Source organism: Parahoeflea halophila (assembly GCF_900220985.1).
Lineage (GTDB): Bacteria > Pseudomonadota > Alphaproteobacteria > Rhizobiales > Rhizobiaceae > Hoeflea > Hoeflea halophila.
The window spans coordinates 552,042-572,755 of record NZ_OCPC01000003.1; the positions used below are offsets into that span (position 1 = coordinate 552,042).

Annotated in this window: 19 protein-coding genes; 9 read left to right on the plus strand and 10 right to left on the minus strand. The window is 59.9% G+C overall.

Features of this window, described 5'->3' with window-relative positions:
* Positions 1-46: 46 nt before the first annotated feature.
* Positions 47-3,808 carry a PAS-domain containing protein gene (locus CRO46_RS13175; RefSeq protein ID WP_143439038.1) on the minus strand — a complete coding sequence of 1,254 codons (3,762 nt, stop codon included), beginning with the start codon at positions 3,806-3,808 and terminating at the stop codon, positions 47-49.
* Between the two features lie 286 nt (positions 3,809-4,094).
* Between CRO46_RS13175 and CRO46_RS13180 the strand changes: the two genes are divergently transcribed.
* The gene (locus CRO46_RS13180; RefSeq protein ID WP_097108212.1) at positions 4,095-5,693 is read left to right on the plus strand and encodes a trimethylamine methyltransferase family protein; all 1,599 of its coding nucleotides are present in this window, start codon (positions 4,095-4,097) and stop codon (positions 5,691-5,693) included.
* Here CRO46_RS13180 and CRO46_RS13185 read toward each other — a convergent pair whose 3' ends face one another.
* The gene (locus CRO46_RS13185; RefSeq protein WP_097108213.1) at positions 5,694-6,581 is read right to left on the minus strand and encodes a DMT family transporter; all 888 of its coding nucleotides are present in this window, start codon (positions 6,579-6,581) and stop codon (positions 5,694-5,696) included.
* 279 nt (positions 6,582-6,860) lie between these two features.
* On the opposite strand from CRO46_RS13185, the gene CRO46_RS13190 reads away from it, so the two are divergent.
* The 4 genes from CRO46_RS13190 to CRO46_RS13205 are packed head-to-tail and all read left to right on the plus strand — an operon-like array spanning position 6,861 to position 10,772.
* On the plus strand, positions 6,861-8,255 hold the full coding sequence (locus tag CRO46_RS13190; protein ID WP_179759062.1) for a circularly permuted type 2 ATP-grasp protein: 1,395 nt from the start codon (positions 6,861-6,863) through the stop codon (positions 8,253-8,255).
* Between the two features lie 2 nt (positions 8,256-8,257).
* Positions 8,258-9,202: an alpha-E domain-containing protein gene (locus tag CRO46_RS13195; RefSeq protein WP_097108215.1), complete on the plus strand. Its 945-nt coding sequence runs from the start codon at positions 8,258-8,260 to the stop codon at positions 9,200-9,202.
* A gap of 4 nt (positions 9,203-9,206) precedes the next feature.
* Positions 9,207-10,001, plus strand: coding sequence for a transglutaminase family protein (locus CRO46_RS13200; protein ID WP_097108216.1), 795 nt, complete (start codon positions 9,207-9,209; stop codon positions 9,999-10,001).
* 36 nt (positions 10,002-10,037) lie between these two features.
* Positions 10,038-10,772, plus strand: a complete 735-nt coding sequence (locus CRO46_RS13205) for a proteasome-type protease (protein ID WP_097108217.1) — start codon at positions 10,038-10,040, stop codon at positions 10,770-10,772.
* A gap of 30 nt (positions 10,773-10,802) precedes the next feature.
* Here CRO46_RS13205 and ureG read toward each other — a convergent pair whose 3' ends face one another.
* From ureG to CRO46_RS20000, 4 genes are all read right to left on the minus strand, one after another.
* Complete coding sequence (gene ureG, locus CRO46_RS13210) at positions 10,803-11,435, minus strand: urease accessory protein UreG (protein WP_097108218.1); 633 nt, start codon at positions 11,433-11,435, stop codon at positions 10,803-10,805.
* A complete protein-coding gene (locus CRO46_RS13215) occupies positions 11,432-12,124 on the minus strand; it encodes an urease accessory protein UreF (RefSeq protein WP_179759053.1) in 693 nt (230 codons plus the stop codon). Before CRO46_RS13215 ends, ureG begins: the two co-directional genes overlap by 4 nt.
* On the minus strand, positions 12,093-12,632 hold the full coding sequence (locus tag CRO46_RS13220) for an urease accessory protein UreE (protein WP_097108220.1): 540 nt from the start codon (positions 12,630-12,632) through the stop codon (positions 12,093-12,095). Before CRO46_RS13220 ends, CRO46_RS13215 begins: the two co-directional genes overlap by 32 nt.
* Positions 12,633-13,031: 399 nt before the next feature.
* Positions 13,032-13,199, minus strand: a complete 168-nt coding sequence (locus CRO46_RS20000) for a hypothetical protein (protein ID WP_179759054.1) — start codon at positions 13,197-13,199, stop codon at positions 13,032-13,034.
* A gap of 370 nt (positions 13,200-13,569) precedes the next feature.
* Between CRO46_RS20000 and CRO46_RS13225 the strand changes: the two genes are divergently transcribed.
* From CRO46_RS13225 to CRO46_RS13235, 3 genes are all read left to right on the plus strand, one after another.
* Positions 13,570-14,526 carry a tripartite tricarboxylate transporter substrate binding protein gene (locus CRO46_RS13225; protein ID WP_097108221.1) on the plus strand — a complete coding sequence of 319 codons (957 nt, stop codon included), beginning with the start codon at positions 13,570-13,572 and terminating at the stop codon, positions 14,524-14,526.
* 146 nt (positions 14,527-14,672) lie between these two features.
* Positions 14,673-16,187, plus strand: a complete 1,515-nt coding sequence (locus CRO46_RS13230; RefSeq protein WP_097108222.1) for a tripartite tricarboxylate transporter permease — start codon at positions 14,673-14,675, stop codon at positions 16,185-16,187.
* Positions 16,180-16,638 carry a tripartite tricarboxylate transporter TctB family protein gene (locus tag CRO46_RS13235; RefSeq protein WP_097108223.1) on the plus strand — a complete coding sequence of 153 codons (459 nt, stop codon included), beginning with the start codon at positions 16,180-16,182 and terminating at the stop codon, positions 16,636-16,638. Before CRO46_RS13230 ends, CRO46_RS13235 begins: the two co-directional genes overlap by 8 nt.
* Positions 16,639-16,666: 28 nt before the next feature.
* On the opposite strand, the gene CRO46_RS13240 is transcribed toward CRO46_RS13235, so the two are convergent.
* The gene (locus CRO46_RS13240) at positions 16,667-17,551 is read right to left on the minus strand and encodes an NAD-dependent epimerase/dehydratase family protein (protein ID WP_097108224.1); all 885 of its coding nucleotides are present in this window, start codon (positions 17,549-17,551) and stop codon (positions 16,667-16,669) included.
* A 36-nt stretch (positions 17,552-17,587) separates the two neighbouring features.
* Positions 17,588-18,778, minus strand: coding sequence for a BaiN/RdsA family NAD(P)/FAD-dependent oxidoreductase (locus CRO46_RS13245; protein ID WP_097108225.1), 1,191 nt, complete (start codon positions 18,776-18,778; stop codon positions 17,588-17,590).
* 172 nt (positions 18,779-18,950) lie between these two features.
* Between CRO46_RS13245 and CRO46_RS13250 the strand changes: the two genes are divergently transcribed.
* Positions 18,951-20,048, plus strand: coding sequence for a hypothetical protein (locus CRO46_RS13250; RefSeq protein WP_097108226.1), 1,098 nt, complete (start codon positions 18,951-18,953; stop codon positions 20,046-20,048).
* Positions 20,049-20,135: 87 nt separating this feature from the next.
* Here CRO46_RS13250 and CRO46_RS13255 read toward each other — a convergent pair whose 3' ends face one another.
* Positions 20,136-20,396 (minus strand): hypothetical protein, encoded by a 261-nt coding sequence (locus tag CRO46_RS13255; RefSeq protein WP_097108227.1) that lies wholly within the window; start codon positions 20,394-20,396, stop codon positions 20,136-20,138.
* 45 nt (positions 20,397-20,441) lie between these two features.
* Positions 20,442-20,576, minus strand: a complete 135-nt coding sequence (locus CRO46_RS20265) for a hypothetical protein (RefSeq protein WP_280176269.1) — start codon at positions 20,574-20,576, stop codon at positions 20,442-20,444.
* Positions 20,577-20,714 lie beyond the last annotated feature (138 nt).

Consider the following 20,714-nt stretch of genomic DNA (forward strand, 5'->3'; position numbering starts at 1 on the left):
GTTGATCCCCGTCGTCAGGCATTCAATACCGTTGCGCCGCGCCTTGTCAGTAGGAGATCCGTTCCGCGATATCGGCGGGCAGCCATTCGCGGATTTTTGCCTCGAGCTTCTCAGGGCTGATCGGTTTTGACAGGTAATCGTCCATGCCCGCCTCGAGGCACCGTTCCCTGTCGCCTGTCAGCGCATGGGCGGTCACGCCGACAACCGGTGTATGAGAGCGGTCGGGATCCTCCTGTTCCGCCTTGCGGATTGCCTGGGTCGCCTGATGTCCGTTCATGACGGGCATTGAGACATCCATCAGGATCATCGCCGGATACTCGCTCTTCCAGACCTCAAAGGCGCTGCCGCCATTGTCGACGATTTTGTAACGCAGCCCCAGCTCATCCAAAATCTGGGTGAAGACGATCTGGTTGACTTCGTTGTCTTCGGCAACCAGAAGTTCGAGGCTGCGGGCTGCCGGTTTGCCATCGGCAGGTTTGAGCCCGGGAGCGGCCTTGGGCGCAACAGCCACGGGCTTTGGAACGTCGTGGGACGGCACAGCCACTTCATCAGCCGACCGCTCGGTGGACACTCGGGGCTGGGTCGCGGCGGCAGTTTCGCTCCGGCCTGCCGACTGTGCCGCAACCTGAAGAACGCTGACGATCGTTTCCAGAAGTTGCGAAGACCGCGCCGGCTTCATCAGTGTGGCGTGCACGGACGCCTTGCCAAAATCGGCATCCGACGACGTGAGGTCCATCGAGGTCAACATGACGATCGCGGGCTTTTCCGGACCAAATTGCTTCCGCACCTCCCGTGCGGTCATGATGCCGTTCATGTCAGGCATGTGGTAATCGAGAATGATCGCATCGACGGGCACACCGAAACGATCTGCCGCAGTCAGCACATCCAGCCCCTCCTGGCCAGAGACCGCAGCGCAGGAGTCAAAACCCCATGCGGTCAACTGCTCCATCAGGATGGCCCGGTTGACCGGATTGTCGTCGATGGCAAGCACCCTGGCTCCGGTGACGTCGACCGGCGCAATCCGAACCGGTCCTGCACTGCTGTGGTCCACCGGCAGGCTGACTTCCATCGTGAAAATCGAACCCTCGCCCTGCTTGCTTTCAGCGCTGATCTTCCCACCCATCAGCGCAACCAGGCGTGAGGTGATTGCCAGTCCGAGCCCTGTGCCCTCATGACGACGGGTTGAGGAGTTATCCACCTGGGAGAACTTGTCGAACACTGCCTCGAGTTTTTCCGGTGGTATACCAATGCCGGTATCGTGCACGCGGATGGTCAAATCAAGCCGGTCCGCTGTGCTCAATGCGCCGGTCAGTTCGATGAGCACGTGCCCTGCCTCTGTGAACTTGATGGCGTTCCCGGCGAGGTTGGTGATGATCTGGCGAAACCGCCCCATGTCGCCGACAACCCGCGACGGCAGCGTTGGATCTATTCGGACGATCAGTTCGATGTCTTTCTCCGCCGCACGGCTGGAGATCAGCGACGCCACATCCTCGACGGTCTCGGAGAGATCGAAGGGGCTTTCGTCGAGTACCATCTGGCCCGCATCGATTTTCGAGAAATCCAGGATGTCATTGATGATGGTAAGCAGTGAATTGCCGGATTTGACAATGATGTCGATAAAGGTCCGTTGGCGTGTGTCCAGTTCGGTACGGGCCAGAAGCTCGGCCATGCCCAACACGCCGTTCATCGGTGTGCGGATCTCGTGGCTCATATTGGCGAGGAACTCGGACTTGGCACGATCGGCCGTTTCCGCCTTGACCAGCAGATACTGCAATTCCTCTTCGCGCATCTTGGCTTCGGTTATATCGGTATAGGTGATGATCATCTTACCGTTGTCAGTCGGCTGCGCATCTATCCGCAACCAACGACCAGAGGTTGTCTGGCGTTCAACCGTATGAGCTTCCTTTTTCATGTGTGATGCATTGACGTCTGCGCGGGTTTGCGCTGCCTTTTCATCGCTTCCATAGTCGCCGCGGGCCTGGCAATAGTCGAAGAAATCATTCAGATCCTTGCCAACGGCGGCAACTTCATGGGGAACTTCGAGAATCTCGAAGAAAGTGTCGTTGGCAAACTGGATGATACAATCCTCGGTGACCATCATGCCCTGGGCCATCGCACCAGCCGCGCCGCTGAGCAATTCGCTGGCCCGCTCGATTTCCATGCGGGCGAGATCCAGCTCCTTCTCGCGCTGCTTGAGTTCGGTGACATCGAAGTAGGATATCATCCGCTTGCCTTCCGACAGCGCGCGGACCGAGTAGATCATGGTGCGGCCATCCGCACGTGAAAATTCGCGTGGTTCGACATAGCCCGCACGAATTTCCTCAAGTCTGGCTTCGACATATCCCTCGAAGTCGGCATCGCTGACATCGTAGATGCCGTTGTGCCTGTTCACGTCTATGAGTGAGCGGAATGGAGAGCCGATGAAATTGCCTTTGTCCGCTATTTTCCAGATCCGGAAAAACGCACCGTTGATCAGTTCAATGGTGCTGTCGCGGTCAACCACGACCACGCCCATGTGCATGGCCTCGATGACTTTTTCCAGATCCGCCTTGTGCAGCTCGGCGCGCCGTTGCGCCTCATAGACCTCGCGCTCGCGGCGCTTCATGTCACTGATATTAACGGTGGTTCCGAGAAGATGACGCCGACCGCCAGGGTCGGTGAAGCCGACCTTTCTGTCGATCAGCTTGAGTGTTTCGCCCCGAGCACTTTGAAGCTCGATTTCGCGCTCCATTGTCCGGTCACCGCTGATCGCATCGGTGTCGGCCTGGCGCAGTTCCTCTCCCTTGTCGCCGAAGATCTCGAAATCATCCTTGCCGATCATGTCGGCGCCAGGGATGCCGGTCAACTCGGCGTGGGCACGGTTGGTGTAGGTGTAGCGGAAATCCTCGTCCTTGACGAAACTCGAAACCGGCATCTCGTCGAGGATTGCGCGGAACAGTTGGTTCTCCGAGACCTGGCTCTCAAGAGCGGCTTCGCGTTGCTTGAGTTCGGTCACATCAATGCGCAAGCCGAGCGTGTAGCCATCCTTGAGCGCGCGGTTGATGATGCGAATCCAGCGCCCGTTGGTAAGCCGCTCGACTGTGGCCTTGCCGTAATCACGATGGACCCGTATCCGTTTTTCGATCCATTGCTTGCGCGCATCCGGTTCGTCCTGCGCACTGAAGCTGCAACTGACTTCCAGCACGGCGCGCAAGGATTTTCCCACTTCCAGCTGGTAATGGGGCGCAGTCAGTGCGTCCATCGCGGGATTGACGTAGATGAGAACATCGGACGGATCGTAGAGCACGATGCCGACATCCATACAGTCGAAAATCTCGTTGAAACGGTCGAGCAGGGATTTGTCTGCTGACGCGCTGGCCTGCAGGTCCTGCCGTGGCTCAGGATGCGCATCACCGGTCAGCAAATCTACCGGCTGATTCCCATCTACCTGCGTGGTTTCAAAACGAATGCCGGCGATCGGCTCGAATTGGCCGATTATGAAAGTCTTGCCTGAGGCCTGACGATTTCGCTGGATGCGTACCCGGTAGCGACCGCCCTTGAGCGGGTGTGCGAACAAGGCCACCTGATCCTTGCCGAACACCAGACTACGGCGCTCCTTCTCATCACGATCGTTCTGTTCGGCGGAATCGAAGTGCTGGTGGCTCTGTTTGCCGATCAGGTCCGTCGGCTGGCAATCCCACAATTCGGCATAGGCAAGATTGACCGCGACATAACGCAGTTCCGAATCCTTGATGAAAGAAGGGTTGGGGTCGCTGGAAACCTGCTCACAGGCAATTGCCAGCGAATCGTCACTCTCTTTGCTTTCCACGTCACCCACCCGGCAGCCCCCTCGATGCAGGCATTCGCCCTGTTCCGCGCCCACCAATTTGCACAATTGCCTTAAATAAAGCGTTAACCATCGTTTACGGAGTAAGACAGCCGGCTTTCGCGAAACTGTCTGCGAACTTCAGTCTTTGATTGCATAGACCGACAGCCCCGTCCCAATCCGACTTGCCGGAAGGCTTTGTCCGGCATAGCGTCACCCTTAACGAGCCTGCAGCCAGGCGATTGCAGCTGATTCAGGCGGTATGTCGAAACGGAGGGGGCGCAGCGAAATGAGCAAGATCGAGGATGTCGTCGCCACTGCAATCGAGAACACCGCCGGCGCTGCGGAACGGCGCAGGCGAACAGGAGGCGGACGCGGCGGCGATCGCGGCAAGGGCAGAAAGAGCCCCGCAACCCTGCGCTACCGCTCCATTCTCAACACGCAGTCCCCCTCCCTGATCCTGTCTGACGAGGGACTGGAGGCGATCCACGACGCCTCATTGAGCGTGCTCGAGCAAGTCGGCTTGGATTTCATGCTGCCTGAAGCCCGTGCCTTGCTTGCCGCTGCCGGCGCGCAGGTTGTCGCCGGGACGGAGCGGGTGCGGATGGATCGCGGCCTGATCATGGAACTGGTCGCAAAAGCGCCGGGTCCGTTCACTTTGCATGCCCGCAATCCGGAGCGCAATGTGGCCATCGGCGGCCCGGCGATGGCGTTTGCCCAGGTCGCCTCTGCGCCCTATTGCTCGGATCGGGACAATGGCCGCAGGACAGGAACGCAGGAGGATTTTCGCAACCTGGTCAAGCTGGCGCAATCCTACGACATCATCCACATGACCGGCGGCTACCCAGTCGAACCGACCGATCTTCACGCCTCGGTGCGTCATCTCGATTGCCTGTCGGACCTGGTCAAGCTGACAGACAAGCCGTATCATGCCTATTCGCTGGGCAAACAGCGCAATCTCGATGCACTGGAGATCGCGCGCATCGGACGCGGCGTAAGCGCTGAGCAGATGGAAGCCGAGCCGTCGCTGTTTACGATCATCAATGCTTCTTCGCCGCTGCGCTACGACGCACCGATGCTGCAGGGCATTATCGAGATGTCGTCGCACAACCAGGTGGTGGTGATCACGCCCTTCACGCTGGCAGGGGCGATGGCGCCGGTTACCGTTGCCGGGGCGCTGGTGCAACAGAATGCAGAAGCGCTGGCCGGGATCGCCTTTACCCAAGTCGTGCGGCCAGGCGCCCCGGTGGTGTATGGAGGTTTCACATCGAATGTCGACATGAAATCCGGTGCGCCGGCTTTCGGGACGCCGGAATACATGAAAGCGGTGATGGCCGGGGGGCAGCTGGCCCGGCGCTACGGACTGCCCTACCGGACATCCAACACCTGTGCCGCCAATACGCTCGATGCCCAATCGGCCTATGAATCGATGATGTCTTTATGGGGGCTGGTTCAGGGCGGGGGCAACTTCATCATGCACGCCGCAGGCTGGATGGAGGGCGGGCTTACGGCGTCGTTCGAAAAGTTCGTGATGGACGTCGACATGCTGCAGATGGTGGCCGAATTCCTGGTGCCGCTGGACACAAGTCCGGACGCGCTGGCCATGGACGCCATCTCCGAAGTCGGCCCCGGAGGACATTACTTCGGGACGGCCCACACCCTGTCTCGCTACGAGACGGCGTTCTATTCGCCGATCTTGTCGGACTGGCGAAATTTCGAGAGCTGGAGCCTCGCCGGCCAGCCGACCACCTTCGATCATGCCAACAAGGTCTGGAAGGAAACGCTGGCCAGTTACGAGCAGCCGCCGCTCGATGCGGCTGTTTCGGAAGAGCTCGACGCATTTGTTGCCCGGCGCAAGGAAGAAGGCGGCGTGCCGACCGATTTCTGATCAGGCGACGACGCGGGTCTTGCGATTGGTCAGCCAGACGCCAAACACCACGATCACCGTGCCGACAATCATGGGGATGGTCAGGGCTTCGCCGAACAGGAACCAGCTTTCGATCGCAACCGCAGGCGGCACCAGATAGGTGAGCGACGCGGCGCGGGAGACCTGGCCTCGGCGGATGAGATAAAGCAGCAGCATGATGGAAATCAGCGACAGGCCGAACACGGACCACGCCATGGCGAGCGCGAATTCCAGATTCCAGTCAATCCGCATCGGTTCGATCAATAGCGCCAGCGGCATCACCACCAGAAAGCCTCCGACATATTGCAGGGCTGCAATGGCCCGCAGGTCGCCCTGCTGAAGGTAGCGTTTCTGATAGATGGTCCCTGCAGTGACCGAGGCCATGGCAAAAACATTGACCAGCAAAGGCACCAGCGCGATCTGCAGCGTTGAAGTATCGAGCGCGGTCAGCCGCGGAAGGATTGCCACGCTGAGCCCGGCAAACCCCAAGACAATGCCAAGCCGCTGAGAACCGGTCAGGCGCTCTCCGACGAGGAACGGCGCAACCATAGCTGTCAACAAAGGCTGCAGGGCCGCGACGAGACCCGAGATCGAAGACGGCACGCCTTGCGAAATCGCCCACCAGACGCCGCCCAGATAGATGCCGTGCAGGAACACGCCGGACAAGAACGCATGCCCCCATCCGGCGCGGGTCGATGGCCAGGCCGCGCTGCTAAAAAGAACAATGGCGGCAAACAAAACGGCGGCAAGCGTGAAGCGCAGCCCCAGGAAGGTCAGCGGGTCGGCGTGGGGGCTTGCGTATTTTGCCACGATCCATCCGGTGGACCAGAGCAGAACAAACAGTGCCGGGGCAATGCGATCGAGTGTCATTGTTGATCCAGCCGCTTTGGAAGCCACAGGTCGCGCCCGTGATGGGGAGAGTTTTTCAGCGATAGCCGCGGAGAAGCGGAGACGCAACCCCGGGCTCATGGAGGCGGCACAAATGCCCCACCGTCAGCACAGCAGCGGCTGTCTGCCTATAAAAAAATGATGGAAAAAAATGTGAGATTTCAGCGAATATCAGAATTTGCGCATGGTTCTTGCTTTCTCCCACATGATGCGATCTTATGGCTTCAAAAGGGGAGCACCAGACACGTGCCTTTCGACGAAATGCTGACTGCGGACAACCTCCCGCGTGCGCCCTACAAGGGCTACTTCAACTGGCACTCGGAACAGAAAACGTCCGATCTGATCAAGAAATCCCGAGACGCGGAGAACATCTTCCGCAAGACCGGCATCACCTTTGCTGTCTATGGGAAGGAAGACGCCTCGGAGCGGCTGATCCCGTTTGATATCGTGCCCCGGATCATCTCAGGCTCCGAATGGCGCAAGCTGGCGCAAGGCATCGAGCAAAGGGTGATGGCGCTCAACGCGTTCCTCGATGACATCTACCACAAGCAGGAAATCATCAAGGCCGGCCGGGTGCCACGCGCACTGATCGAAAAGAACGACGCGTTTCTGCCTGAAATGATCGGCATGCGGCCGCCGGGCGGGGTCTACACCCACATTATCGGGACCGACATTGTCCGCACCGGCGAAGACCAGTTCTACGTTCTGGAAGACAATGCGCGGACGCCGTCGGGCGTGTCCTACATGCTCGAAAACCGCGAAACCATGATGCAGATGTTCCCAGAGCTGTTTCATCTCAACAAGGTGCGGCCGGTCGAAAACTACCCCAAATTGCTGCGTCAGAGCCTGGCAGCGGTGGCGCCCCCGGGTTGCGATGGCAGGCCGCGGATTGCGGTGCTGACGCCCGGCATATTCAACTCCGCATTCTATGAGCATGCCTACCTCGCCGACCAGATGGGTGTCGAACTGGTGGAAGGCTCGGATCTGCGGGTGATGGACGGCAAGGTGGTGATGCGGACGACGCAGGGCTATCAGGCAATCGACGTGCTCTACCGGCGCGTCGACGATGATTTCCTTGATCCGCTGAGCTTCCGCCCGGATTCGGCCCTCGGCGTTCCCGGCATCATGGATGTCTACCGGGCCGGCAACATCACGATTGCCAATGCCCCGGGGACCGGCATTGCCGACGACAAGGCCATCTATTCCTACATGCCGGAAATCGTCGAGTTCTACACCGGCCGGAAGCCGATCCTCGAAAATGTGCCAACCTACCGCTGCTCGGAGCCAGACACACTGAAATATGTGCTCGAGAACCTCCCCGAACTGGTGGTCAAGGAAGTACATGGATCCGGCGGCTACGGCATGCTGGTGGGGCCGGCTGCAAGCAAGCGCGAATGCAAGGAATTCGCCGAGAAGCTCAAGGCTCGGCCGGGCAATTACATCGCGCAGCCGACCCTGTCGCTGTCCACGGTTCCGATACTTACCAAGAAAGGCCTGGCGCCCCGCCATCTCGATTTGAGACCATTCGTGCTTGTCTCCGACAAGATCCAGATCATCCCGGGCGGCCTGACCCGCGTGGCGCTGAAAGAAGGTTCCCTTGTGGTCAACTCCAGCCAGGGAGGCGGCACCAAGGACACCTGGGTGCTGGAGGACTGAGCATGCTGGGAAGAACCGCAAATGGCCTGTTCTGGATGTTCCGCTACATCGAGCGCGCAGAGAACACGGCACGCCTGATCGACGCTGGGTTGCGCATGTCGCTGACCCGGATGCACGGTCACGAGGAGGAATGGGAGTCAGTGCTGCGCAGTTCGGGTGTGTTCAGCGCCTATTGCGAGAACTATCCCGAAGTGACGAGTTCTGATGCCATCAATTACCTGTTGCGCGACAGATCCAACCCTTCGAGCATTGTGTGTGCCATCGAAGCCGCCCGCAACAATGGCCGCATGGTGCGCACGGCGCTGACCCGGGAAGCCTGGGAAGCGACCAACGAGTGCTATCTCGACATCAAGTCGCAACTGGCACGCAAGCCCTCGAATGCAGACCTGCCGGCGATCATCGACAATATCAAACAGCGAACGGGACTGATCCGCGGCGCGTTCCACGGCACCATGCTGCGCAACGAGCAATACAATTTCTGCCGCATCGGCACGTTCATCGAGCGGGCCGACAACACCGCGCGCATACTGGACGTCAAGTATTACGTGCTGCTGCCGGCGGCATTCCAGGTCGGCTCGTCACTCGACAATGTGCAATGGGAATCAATCCTGAGATCGGTGTCGGCGCACAGGTCCTATGGCTGGGTCTATGATGACGACTACAAGCCAGCCAATATTGCCGATTTCCTGATCCTGAACGGACGCATGCCGCGCTCACTGGCCTATTGCTACGACAAGATCAATGCGAACCTTTCCTACCTCGAACGGGAATATGGCAAGGGCGCCGCCTGTCATGAAACCGCAAAGGCCACGCTTGGCATGTTGCGCGAACGGGAGATACAGGCAATCATGGACACAGGGCTGCACGAGTTTCTACAGGGTTTCATCAGCCAGAACAGCCGGGTTGCTGCCGAGATTTCGGAAGCCTACCGGTTCTACCAGGACTGATCTGATGCAGCTCAAGATTTCCCACATCACCGAGTACGCCTATGCGCATCCCGTGCGCTACGCCTTGCAACGCCTCAGGCTGACACCACAAAGCAGCCAGTTGCAGAGCGTGGAATCCTGGTCGACGGAAGTTGAAGGCGGCACGGTGGAGGCGCGCTATATCGACCACTTCGGCAATGTCGTCGAGCTCGTCAGTGCAAGCCGCGACACAGAAGCCATCAAGGTGGTGGCCTCGGGCCTGGTGGGAACCAGCGACAACAGCGGCGTTGCCGGACCGCACCGGGCATACATGCCGCTCTGGCTCTACCAGCGTGAAACAGCGCTGACCAGGCCGGGCAAGATGATCCGTGAACTTGTGCGCAGCGTCGGCAAGGGTGAACCGCTCGAACAATTGCACGACCTGATGCGGACGCTCAACAAGACCATGGCCTATGTTCCGGGTGCGACCCAGACCAAGACGATCGCCGAGGATGCATTGGCGGCGGGCCAAGGCGTCTGCCAGGATCATGCCCAAGCCTTTGCGGCGGCAGCAAGGGTGATGGGATATCCGGCGCGATACGTTTCGGGTTACCTGATGATGGAAGATGGCACCGACCAGGCAGCAAGCCACGCCTGGGCGGAAGCTCATGTCGAGGGGCTCGGATGGGTCGGCTTCGACCCGGCCAACAATATGTGCCCCGATGACCGCTATGTGCACATTGCCCATGGCCTCGACTACAAGGATGCGGCACCAATTTCAGGCATCCGCACCGGCTCCGGCGAAGAACAGCTTGCAGTCCGCATTACTGTGGAGCAATAAGAATCCTGCTTAATCTTCGGAGCTGATTCGCACATCATGACTTATTGTGTTGGGCTGCGCCTCAACAAGGGCCTCGTGTTCATGTCCGACACCCGCACCAATGCCGGCGTCGACAACATTTCAACCTTTCGCAAGATGTATACCTGGAGCGCACCTGGCGACCGGCTGATGACCCTGTTGTCGGCGGGGAACCTGGCCACGACGCAGACCGTGGTAAGCATGCTGGAAGAGCATTCAAAGGCTGCTGAAGAGCGGCAACCCGACATCATGAAAGTACCTTCGATGTTCGAGGCGGCGCGGCTGATCGGGCAGACGGTCCGCGAGGTGATCAAGACAGCATCGGATGGTGGATACCAGAGCGAGGCCGGCTTCAGTGCGACATTCATCCTGGGTGGACAGGTGGCCGGCGGCGCGATGCGCCTGTTCCTGATCTATCCCGAAGGCAATTTCATCGAAGCCACCGATGACAACCCGTTCTTCCAGATTGGCGAGCACAAATACGGCAAGCCGATCCTGGTTCGCGCCTACGACCCGGAAATGAGCTTCGAGATGGCCACCAAGCTGCTCTGTGTCTCGTTTGACTCGACGCTCAAATCCAACCTCTCGGTGGGGTTGCCGCTGGATCTGCAGTTCTACGAGATCGACAGCCTGACCAAGGGGTATGAGCGGCGGATCCAGGCCACCGATCCCTATTATCGCAGGATTTCAGACGGGTGGTCTGATGCGCTGCGCTCGGCCTTCAACAGCCTTCCGGAATTCGAACGGGACTGAAGCTCGCGTTCTTCGCTTCGAACGCTTTGGCTATTGCGCTGCTGCGGCGGGTCGTAGACCGCCGGTTTCCTCGATGAATGCTACAACATCCTCGATGCCGGCGCCACGACGCATGTCTGTGAACAGGTACGGACGCCCCTTTCGCCCGGCAGCTGCATCGCGCTGCATGACCGATAGATCCGCGCCGACATGGGGGGCAAGATCCAACTTGTTGATCAGCAGAAGATCTGAACGGGTGATGGCCGGTCCGCCCTTGCGCGGGATTTCCTCGCCCTGGCATACGGAGATCACATAGATCGTCAGATCGGCAAGATCGGGTGAGAAGGTGGCAGCCAGATTGTCGCCGCCCGATTCGATGAAGATCACATCCAGATCCGGATGCTTCTCGGTCAATGCATCGATGGCGCGCAGATTGAGTGACGCATCCTCACGGATGGCCGTGTGCGGGCAGCCTCCGGTTTCCACGCCGACAACCCGATCCGACGGCAGCGCCTGCATGCGCACCAGTGCCTCGGCGTCTTCGCGGGTGTAGATGTCATTGGTGATCACAGCGACGGAATAGGTCTCGCGCATAGCCTTGCAGAGCTTGTCGGCAAGCGAAGTCTTGCCGGAACCGACAGGGCCACCGATGCCGACGCGGAGGGGACCATTGGATGAGGTCATGACAGGAACAGCCGTGGTTCGAGGGTCTCGTGATTCAGTGAGGCAATATCGGCCATAAAGGTTGCCGCGCCAAGATCTTCCAGTGTCGATGCCGTCGCACGAAGCGCTGTTGCCTCGACCACCGGCTCGAGGCCGGCAAGAATTTTCGCAGCACCATCCTGCCCGGTGACCGACAGCCTGATGGCGCATTGCAGCTGGTTGGAGACAAAGGCATGAAGATAAGCGCCGGCAGTCAGGCTGAGTTCGATGCCGTCCACTCCAGCCGCGATGCCGATTGCGACCGGCAGCGGCGTGTCCCTGTCTGGAAAGTGCGCTGGGCTCACCCAGTGAGAGACGGCCCGAATGAAGGAGGTCCCCTGCCCCCTCGCCTCGTCGAGACGTTGTTGTCCGACACAAAGTGCCAGGCAAAGATCGGTGACCTCTTCAAGCTCGGGCTTTTGACCCACACGACGGTGCGCTTCGGCCAGCAGCACCGAGTCGTTCCACTGCGCGCCTTGCGTGATCTGAACGCGGATCCAGTCGGAAAGAGAGGATTGATCGCTGACATGGCTGCTCTGGACAGCCTGCTCCAGTCCGGCGGAATAGGCGAAACCGCCAATCGGGAACACCGGCGACAGCCAGCTCATCAGCTTGAGCAACTGCGCTGCGTTGGTCGTTTCAGTCATGGCGATGGCCATGTTCGTGTTCATGTTCATGTTCATCAAAATGGATATGATCATGGACTTGACCGGCGTGATGATGGTGGGCTTCGTGCGCTCCGCCATAGGCACCGCCTTCGGGATCAAAAGGCGCGTCGATATCCTCGACCGATGCGCCAAGCCCAATAAGCATTTCGCGGATGACATGATCGCGCCGGATACGGATCGCCGTGTCGGTGATCTGTGCGGCCAGATGCCGGTTGCCGATCTGCCAGGCCAGTGACAGCAAATGACGGGTATCTTTGCCGCGGACTTCCATCAATTGCTCGGGCGCGGCGCAGACCTCTATGATCCGGCCGTCATCAAGCACCAGCCCGTCGCCGTGCCGCAACAGCCGCGCTTGCGGCAGATCGAGCAGGAAGACGATGGCGGCCCCGTTGTCGAGCCGGTCCGACACCATCCGCATGCGGCGGCGATGCCGCGCGGTTTCATCCAGAGTTATATGTGCGGCGGGATTATCAAAATACCGGGTGACGGAAGTAGCTGTCGGCAGATTCATGCAGGCTCCCTGTCCAACAGGCGGTCGTTACGATTCGGGCATCTCAACGCGCCGCTACGCCCGGGTTACATCCGGAACAGCTCTGATCTTAGGCGGCAAATGTCGTTTGGCCAAGCGAGGGTGAGCGGTTTTGTGCACCGCACTTTTCTGCGCTCTGTCGGATGTGGCTGCCCATCCACGAAATGGGCTGACGCATGCAAAGGCAGGGTCTTCAAAAGGAGGGCGCGAAATGCGGCTGAAGCGAGCAGTGCTAGAGCTTCGCAAGCGATTGCTGCAAACCATGGGCAGATCGCGATTGAACCCTAACGACCCGGTTCGTCCGCAGGCGATGAGCTACGCCTTTGCAGCACCTATCTTTTTACTGAGCAGTTCGTATCCGGACGTCTTCTGCACACACTCTCAGAGCTGATCGGCGAGATTTCGAAGAGCCTGCTGGCGGGTGGTCCCGAGCGCCTTGAAGGCGGCATCCGGTGTGTGCGCAAGGCGTTCGGCCTGAAACGCGAAATTGAGCGACTGCCTGGCTGCGCTGAAAAAGCGGCTTACACAATTGGTGCTTTCAGTGGTCATGTCATGACTCCTTATATTGCAACGCAATACTATTCCCGTATCGCAGCGCAACAAAGCGCTGAGCGGATCTGGCAGCCATGCGCGAGAATCATGGCTCGGCAGACGGCCGCCGCCGGATCGAACGGTGGTCTTTCGCCGCGGCATGAATGCGAACCGGAAAATGGTGGAGACGCGGAAGACCTCATTGCTGTTGCGCATGTCGGGCCATTGCCAAAATCGACAACCGGCATGACAAACCGATTTTCAGGTGATTAAATGATGTGGCCGCCATGTCTTCCGGTCTGGGAGAAGGGTTGGACAAGGGGTCCTGCGGCTTCACTGCAAGCACTCATGAAAGCGCTTGCATCAGAGGACTTTCTGGGAGGAAAGCATGTTGAAACTGAAATCCGTCAAAACGTTTGTGTTTGCATCAACAGTCTCGCTTGCCGCGGCGACTGGCGCTTTGGCGTTTCCGGACAAACCGATCGACTATATCATCCCGTTTGGCCCCGGGGGGGAATCCGACATTTCGGCGCGCTTCCAGCAGCCCTACTTCAAAGAGAAATTCGGCCAGGATCTGGTCGTCTCCTACAAGCCCGGCGGCGGCGGTGCGGTCGGCTGGGCGCAGCTCAATTCGATGACTGCCGATGGCTACACCATCATGGGCGTCAACCTGCCGCATATTGTCATCCAGCCGGCGCAGAAGGATGTTGGCTATACCACTGACGACATTAACACTTTCTACATGTTCCACTACACGCCCGATGCGATCGTGGTTACCGCTGACAGCCCCTACCAGAGCCTTGACGACCTGATCGCGGACGCCAAGGCCAACCCGGGCTCGGTCACCATGTCGGGTTCGGGCAAGGCAACGGCAAACCACCTGGCCCAGATCCGCTTCGACAAACTGGCGGATATCAAGACCACTTATGTTCCGTTCAAGGGCACCGGCGCCTCGACGACAGCCAATCTCGGCAAGCAGGTCAAAGCGCAATGGGGCTACACCACCGTAGGCGCTGCCCAGGGCGATGCCGTCCGGATGCTGGCGGTTGCGATGGAAGAGCGGCATCCGCTTTTCCCGGACGTGCCGACCTTCAAGGAACTCGGTTATGACATGGTCGGCGGTGCCTACCGTGGCATGGCCGCTCCAAAGGACACACCGCCCGAAACGATCAAGGCGCTTTCCGATGCCTTCGGCGCGATCAACGCCGACGAGGCCTTCCGCAAGCAGATGCTTGATGGCGGCTTTGCCATGCTCGACGTTGATTCCGCAGGTATGGCCGACTTCATGAAGGCCCGCAAGGAGGAGTACCTCCAGGCGGCGACTGAGGCGGGTCTGCTCAACTGAGCCGCCCCTGAAAGCCCGGCCCGGGCTGACCGGTCCGGGCGTTTACCGAAAATGTGGGACCGACTGCCGAACTTGTCCGGCTACGGCCGGCACGGTCGGGGGCCGCCGCAAGCAGAGCGCACGCTCCCAATTGGGTATGGAACACTATGGGACTTGAACATCTGGCCAATGCGCTGACGCTGACCAATCTGGCGCTGGCGCTGTTCGGTGTGGTCGCGGGGACCGTCATCGGATCGATACCCGGGCTGTCGGCAACCATGGCGGTGGCCGTACTGGTTCCGATCACCTTTTCGATGGCGCCGGCCTCGGCGCTGATCCTGCTCGGGGCCATCTATACCGGCGCGATCTATGGCGGCGCCTATTCCGCCATTCTGCTCAACACGCCCGGCACGCCATCGGCCATCGGAACGACGTTTGACGGTTATCCCATGGCCAAGCGCGGCGATGGCGATCTGGCTGTGGCCATTGCCTGCTTTGCCAGCGTCTTCGGCGGCATAGTCGGTGCCTTGGCGTTGCTGCTGCTGGCGCCGCCGCTGTCCTCGGTGGCCCTGGCCTTCGGCCCTGTGGAGTATCTCTGGCTGTCGATCTTCGGGCTGTCGCTGATCGCCTCGCTGTCGACCGGAAACGTGCTCAAGGGGCTCGCCGGCGGTGCGTTGGGCATGCTCTTGTCCTGTGTCGGCGTTGCCGAGATTTCAGCCGATATCCGTCTCACATTCGGCGTTTCCCCCATGATCGGCGGCATCGAAGTGGTCGGGGCGCTGATCGGGCTCTATTGCATTCCGGTTCTGATAGACCTGGTGGCTACGCCGGAGCGGCATCTCAAGGTGGAACAGGGCGTGCGTGCGGTCCGTGTCCGCGAGGCCGCCCTTATCGCCTGGCGCTCGCGCCTCAACCTGCTGCGGTCTTCGGTCATCGGTACGGTGATCGGGATCCTGCCGGGCGCGGGCGGTTCGGTTGCCGGTCTGGTCGCCTATTCCGAAGCCAAGCGCACCGCGCGGCCGGATCAGAAATTCGGCGACGGCGAGCCCGATGGCATCATGGCGACGGAATCCGCCAACAATGCCACCGTCGGCGGCGGCTTCATTCCAACGCTGGTGCTCGGCATTCCCGGGACGCCCCCCGATGCGGTTATTCTCGGTGCGCTTCTGGTGCAGGGGGTTCGCACCGGCCCGACGTTGTTCGACGGCGGTGGCTCGATCGTCTATACCTTCATTTTCGGCCTGTTCATCGCCACCATCCTGATGCTGCCGACCGGACTGCTGATCGGCCGTTACGCCTACAAGACCATTGTCACCATCCCCAAGACCATTCTGGTGCCGGCGGTTGGTTTCATGACCATCATCGGTACCTTTGCCATCCGCAATTCCGTTTCCGATGTCATCATCATGATCGTGCTGGGCTCCGTCGGCTGGGTGCTTTCGCGCTTCGGCTTTGCAGCCTCACCGATCGTGCTCGGACTCATCCTCGGGCCGATCGCCGAGCAGGGCTTCGTTCAGGCCTGGATCATCGGCGATGCAACCGGCAATCTCGCGGGCATGTTCTTTGGCCGGCCGATCTCGCTGGCAATCATCGCCTTCACCATCCTGTCGCTGGTTTATCCGGTCATACAGAGCAGACGGGCAAAGCGGACCCTTGCAACACAGGCCAATTTAAATGATTGAAACAACGGCAAAAACCGGCCGCAAGGACGTTGGCACACTGATTATCGCCAGCCTTTTGATTGGCCTGGGGCTGATCACGCTTTACGACGTAACCACCTATTCCGACAGCGATTCCGTGGTCTTTCCGAGCTTTGTCGCCTATGCGCTTATCTTCTGCTCGGTGCTGGTGATCATATATTCCTGGCTAAAGCCAAACCCGCACAATGGTTTTGGAACCGGGGACTGGTGGCGCAGGTTCTTGCTGGTGGCCAGCATGCTCGCAGCTTGCCTGGCAATGCCATTGAGCGGATTTCTGCCGGCCACGGCCATTGCCTTTGCCGGTGGCTTGATTGCGGCGCGGCACGAAGGCTGGGATGCGCGCAGCGCAATAATATTTGCGCTGTCGGGCGTCTTCATCATGGCCGGTTTCTACAGCCTGTTCCGCTTTGCCCTGGGTGTGCCCCTGCCCTGAACGGCAGGGCCACACCCGGCGCGAGGCCTTACTTCACATATTTTCGCCAATTGTGCTCTTCCTTGAAGCCGAGCATTTCGCGGATCTTGCGGTTGGAATAAAGCGCTTCATGCTCGCCCATCTCGCGGCTGAACGGCACGTTTGGGAAGAACTGCTCGGCGATCTTTGCCGTTGGCATGTCGACCGAGTTGGTGTCGTTGCCGGCATTGAAGATCTGGAAGCCGAGGCCATCGGTCTTGAGGCAGCGATCCACGATCTGGCCGAGATCCCGCGCATCAATGTAGCAGAAGATGTTGCGGCGGCGGACGGCGGGGTCGGCGAAGAAACCGGGGAAGCGGTCATACTCGTCGGGCTCCATCACGTTGCCGATCCGCAGCGCGTAAATATCGGCGCCGGAGCGGCGCTGGAAGCCGCGTGCGGTCTGCTCGTTGATGACTTTCGACATGCCGTAGGAATCCATCGGATTGACATCCATGTCCTCCTCCACCGGCAGCGAGGCCGGGCTGACCTCGCCATCGGCGAAGCACACCCCATAGGTGGTTTCCGAGGAGGCGACGACGATCTTGCGAATGCCGAGTTTCACTGCTGCCTCGAGCACGTTGTAGGTGCCGATGGTGTTGACCCGGAAGGTTTCATTGTCGGGCCGGATCAGGATCCGCGGCACGGCCGCGAAATGCACAACCGCGTCAAACCGCGGCACGCCGGTGCCGGGCACAAGCTCCCCGAAATTGGCGTAGCTGGTCATGACGTTGAACATCTGGCCTGAATCGGTGATGTCGGCAGTGAGATTGTCGACGCCGGGGTGATCAAGCGGCGTCAGATCGACATTGACGACATGATGGCCCTGGTCGACCAGATACGGAATGACGTGACGTCCGGCCTTGCCGGACCCACCGGTGAACAATATGCGCATTGTGTTTTCTCCCTTGCCGAACATGCGTGAACACACTCAGACACTGCGCCCTGCGGCGGCGCCCGATGACCAGGCCCATTGAAAATTGTGCCCGCCAAGATGGCCGGTGACATCCATGACTTCGCCAACGAAATACAGCCCCGGAACCAGACGGCTCTGCATGGTCTTCTGGTTGATGTCGGCTGTATCGACCCCGCCGAGCGTAACTTCGGCCGTGCGGTAGCCCTCGGTTCCGCCTGGCACGAGACTGAATGAATGGATCTCCGCCACTATCTCGTCAATCGCAGCATTGCTCAAGTCGGCCAGCCGCGAGATCCTGTCACCGGCTGCCTGACCGAGCTGCTGGGTCAATCTCTTGGGCAGCACCTCGGCAAGCACGGTCCAGACCGAGACCTTCGGCCGTCGGCCGCGCTCCGTCTTCAATAGGGCTGCCAGATCGGTTCCCGGCGCAAGATCGATTTCGACACTTTCTCCCTCGCGCCAGTAGGACGAGATCTGCAGCATCGCCGGGCCGGAAATGCCGCGATGGGTGAACAGCATGGCCTCGTCAAAGGCTGCACCGTTGCAGACTGCTCGGACATCGAGCGAAACGCCGGAGAGGCCGCCCCAGCTGTCATGCATGTTCGAGGCCCAGGTGAACGGCACCAGACCGGCTCGGGTGTCGGTGACCGCGTGGCCAAACTGCCGGGCAATGTCATAGCCAAAACCGGTGGCGCCCATCTTCGGGATCGACTTGCCGCCGGTGGCGACCACCAGCGATTGCCCCTGCCAGGTGCCGGCGCTGGTCTTGACCGAAAATCCGCCTTCGGCCTGCCGGACTTCCAGTATCTCGGCCGATAATTGCAGCCTGCCGCCGGTATCCCGGATGTCGTCTGTCAGCATGGCGATAATCTCGCGCGCCGAACCGTCGCAGAACAACTGCCCCAATGTCTTCTCGTGATAGGATATGCCACGGGCTTTCACGCGATCGATGAAATCATGCTGGGTAAAGGACTTGAGCGCCGAAATGGCAAAATGCCTGTTACCGGAAATGAAGTTTGCAGGCGTGCAGTGAAGGTTTGTGAAGTTGCAGCGCCCGCCGCCGGAAATCCGGATCTTCTCGCCCGGCGCCTTGGCATGGTCGATAACGACGACAGAGCGGCCGCGACGGCCCGCCTCGATGGCGGCCATCATACCTGCGGCGCCTGCGCCCATGATGACGACATCCGTTTTGATTGTGGCGGGCATTGAGACTCCGGGAATGGTCAGGTGGTCGCGGTGGCAGCCGCGAGCGCGTTGGAACGCATTAGCAGACCACGCGGCTGCAACAAACCCCGGAGGAATTGATGCCATGTCGCTGCGCTTGCCATACCATCCCCCCGGCTTGTAGGGATTTGACCTCTCTTCACCGGATCTGACCATGACCACCTGCACGCTAGAAATCGATCCCGTTTCGCTGACCCTGGACCTGAGTGTCGGTCACATTGCCGAGCTGAAGATCCGCGACGGTCAACGCATGCTCACACCGCTCCACCGGGCGCCGTGGGCCGATGACCCGTTTGCCGTGTTTCCGGAGAGCACACCGCCAAACGTGCGCCGGTTGTCAGGGGATTTCTTCTGCGCACCGTTCGGCCGCAACGACGTGGAAGATGCACCGTCGCATGGCTGGCCGGCCAACAGCGCCTGGGATCATCTTGAAACCATTAGGCAGGATGACCGGCTCACGGCAGTTTTCCGGCTGCAGAAGCCGGTGATGGGGGCGATTGTCGAAAAGCGCATCACACTGATCGCCGGCCATCCCTTCGTCTACCAAGAACATTGTTTCATCGGAGGCACCGGTTCCATTTCTGCGGCACACCACGTGATGGTGCACATGGCGGAAGGTGGTGACCTGGCGGTTTCTCCGAAGCTCGGCGCGCGGACACCGCCGGAAGCGCTTGAACCCGACCCGGCCCGGGGCCGCTCACGGCTTGCCTATCCGGCGGAAAGCAAGGATCTGACCGCCTTCCCGCTGGCAGACGGCGGCACGGCAGACCTGACGAGCTATCCGGTGGCCGAACGCCACGAGGATTTTTTAACACTGGTCGAGGCGCCCGGGCAGGCTCTTGCGTGGAGTGTCGTAAGCCGGAAGGCGGAACAGGACCGGGTGATCGTGCTCAAACGGCCGGATATCCTGCCGGTCACCATGCTGTGGATGAGCAACGGCGGACGGGATTATGCGCCCTGGTCGGGACGGCATACGGGGGTTCTGGGTATAGAGGACGCGCGGGCATCGCCACTTGGCCATGCGGATTCGAGCCGCGACAACAGCTTTACGCGGAGGGGCGTCGCAACCGCGTTCGAGTTGCATGACGGTACGACGATACGCATTCGCCAGATTGTTGGCGCCTGCACGGCGGAAATCGCCGACAGCAAGGTTGCGGAATTATACGAAGAAAAAGACGGAAAGCTGGCCGTCAGGCTGAAAGGCGGGGCGGTTCGCAGAATAACTTACGATTCGGCGTTTCTCACCAAATAGTCTTTCAGGAGAGCTCACCAGGGGAGCGGGCATAAAATGCAGTCTCCCGGCGAACGGGAGACTGCATCATTTACGAGATATCGGATCTCAGCACGGAGCTTCGTAGATGCGGCCCTGAGCATCGCGATAGCGGCACATGCCGGGCGTGGTTGCCGCGCCGATCAGTGCCCCGGCTGCACCACCAATCAGCGCGCCACCCGCGACGTTGTTGCCTGTGGCGGCTGCAACCAGCGCACCGGTTCCGGCGCCGACAGCAGCGCCAGTGCCGGCCCGCTTTTCCGTTGTCGTGCAGCCAGCTGCGACGAGAAGGGACAAAGCTGCGAGGGTTGAAAGAACGAGTCTGGTCATCAAAGGCTCCATCATGGGGGGCTGATATTTGAAACGGAGGCGGACTCAGTCGAATGACGACGTGTGCTTCCGGGCCACGCTTTCATTGTACAAGATAACGATGGCCGAGACCATCATGGCGATGCTCATCGCAAGTGCAAGCGTTGAAATCAACATGGTCAGTCCTTTCACGTCGTTCATCTGATGTTCCGACCCTTCAACGCTGAATGGCCGCATTTGGTTTCCACAAAGAGCGAAATAATTTTCAACCCATTCGCATGCGTTGCCCGGCACAGCGTGTGATGCAAACATGACGCCAGAGCAACGCGGCCGATTTAA